The organism is Thiolapillus sp. (assembly GCF_048562965.1).
In the GTDB taxonomy this organism is placed as follows: Bacteria; Pseudomonadota; Gammaproteobacteria; order Chromatiales; family Chromatiaceae; genus Thiolapillus; species Thiolapillus brandeum_A.
This window is the reverse complement of sequence record NZ_JBHNMF010000707.1, coordinates 1-1,551: the sequence shown is the minus strand read 5'-3', so window position 1 is coordinate 1,551 and position 1,551 is coordinate 1. Positions and strand designations below refer to the sequence as shown.

The window sequence follows — 1,551 nt, the reverse complement described above, 5'->3', positions numbered from 1 at the left end:
CATAATAAACGCTCGTTATATTTACGTAGATAAGTTTACGCTATTTCTTTGCGGATAACCAGTGATTGTCGGTGGTTTTTGGGGGGATTTGCGGCTTGTAAAGAATACGGTCGTTTGTGGAGCAGGTTGAGAACGTATGATTTACAGGCTAATTGGTGTTCCGTAGGCTGTTAATTATTCAATGTTTCACAAATCTAGTGAGACACGCTTGATCAGCGCCTTGACCGGCGGACGCCAGATAACGTGTATTATGAGGCGACTGCCAGAAAGGTGATCTGAACCGGGAAAGCACTTATCGTGCTGTCCAATAATTGGGGGCCACTTCTCAGTATGACCAGGCGATGACCAGAATGGGGGGCGAGTAATGATAAAAATAGACGGTTTTCGTATTAAAAACTTTCCAGCTTTGACAGAATTGGGGCAACAATTGATTCTTGCTCGGTGCCCACACTGTAGTGTCGATCAACCCAGCCTGCTTCAATGTGCAAGGTTTGAGACCAGTGACTTTCTAGGTAGATATCAGAGAACCTGGGTTGCGTATAGATGCGCAAGATGTGGTGGGGTCACAACTGCAGAGGCACCAAAAGGAAGCAACTATGTTAGTGAGATTTATCCAGCGCCATTGGGGGTTGATGAAACATTGCCCGATAAGGCCAAAGATCTCCTTGAACAAGCAATAGATAGTAGTATCAACGCACCAGCAGGCGCAGTTATGCTGACAGCTAGTTCAATCGATGCAATGCTAAAAGCTAAAGGCTTGACTGAAGGCAGCTTATACGCACGCATAAAGAAAGCAGCGGAACAAAATCTGATCACGGAAGATATGGCTGACTGGGCTCATGAGGTTCGACTCAATGCAAATGATCAGCGTCATGCTGACGAATCAGCAAGCTTGCCTACTTCAGAAGACGCAAAGCGAGTAATCGATTTCGTTCAAGCACTAGGTATGGTGCTATTCGTACTCCCGGCAAGAGTTCGTAGAGGCATTGAAAGCGCTAAAGACAGCTAACAAGGCGCTCGTTCGGACGCAAACTACGCTGCGCTTCGTTTGCGCCGAACAGCTTGGTCGTTATGCTTCATGGCTCTTGGCATGGGGGCCGCTATGGAACTTGAAGAGCGCTATAGCCAGCTACTGGGCATCGATAGTCCGTGGGAAATCTACGACGTAGAACTGAAGGTAGAAGCGTCTTGTCTGGATATCTGGATCGAATACATGGAAGACAAAGGGGCCTGCCCTGAATGCGGTGCGACCTGTCCCAGATATGACACGCGCAAGGAACGTACTTGGCGTCATCTCGATACTATGCAGTTTTCGACCTACCTCCATCGGTGTTTGTCAACACAGTTGTGTGCCGCAGCAATGCGAATCGATTGGCAGGAAGCTGACAGTCCATCGTGAAGGTATCGAAACTGACAGGTGACATCAAAACCGGGGGCCACAACCGCTGCCAGCCATGGAGAGCGAAGCGAAGGCTGGTAGTCCCCAGTAGCCGCGAGGCCGCACTGTTTTCCCGGCGCGCCTTGCTGCGTATTCCACCCCAACGTGACCGC

General features: G+C 49.4%; 3 protein-coding genes. 2 read left to right on the top strand and 1 reads right to left on the bottom strand.

From position 1 onward, the window contains the following. The first annotated feature begins 364 nt into the window (after nt 1–364). Both ACOCD2_RS19390 and ACOCD2_RS19385 read left to right on the top strand, forming a co-directional pair. A complete protein-coding gene (locus ACOCD2_RS19390; RefSeq protein ID WP_293674940.1) occupies nt 365–1,009 on the top strand; it encodes a DUF4145 domain-containing protein in 645 nt (214 codons plus the stop codon). 69 nt (nt 1,010–1,078) lie between these two features. Then, complete coding sequence (locus ACOCD2_RS19385; protein WP_374109731.1) at nt 1,079–1,399, top strand: transposase family protein; 321 nt, start codon at nt 1,079–1,081, stop codon at nt 1,397–1,399. Here the strand turns inward: ACOCD2_RS19385 and ACOCD2_RS19380 are convergent. Further along, on the bottom strand, nt 1,318–1,551 hold a 234-nt coding region (locus ACOCD2_RS19380), incomplete at its 5' end, for a hypothetical protein (protein WP_419596289.1). The genes ACOCD2_RS19385 and ACOCD2_RS19380 overlap by 82 nt on opposite strands.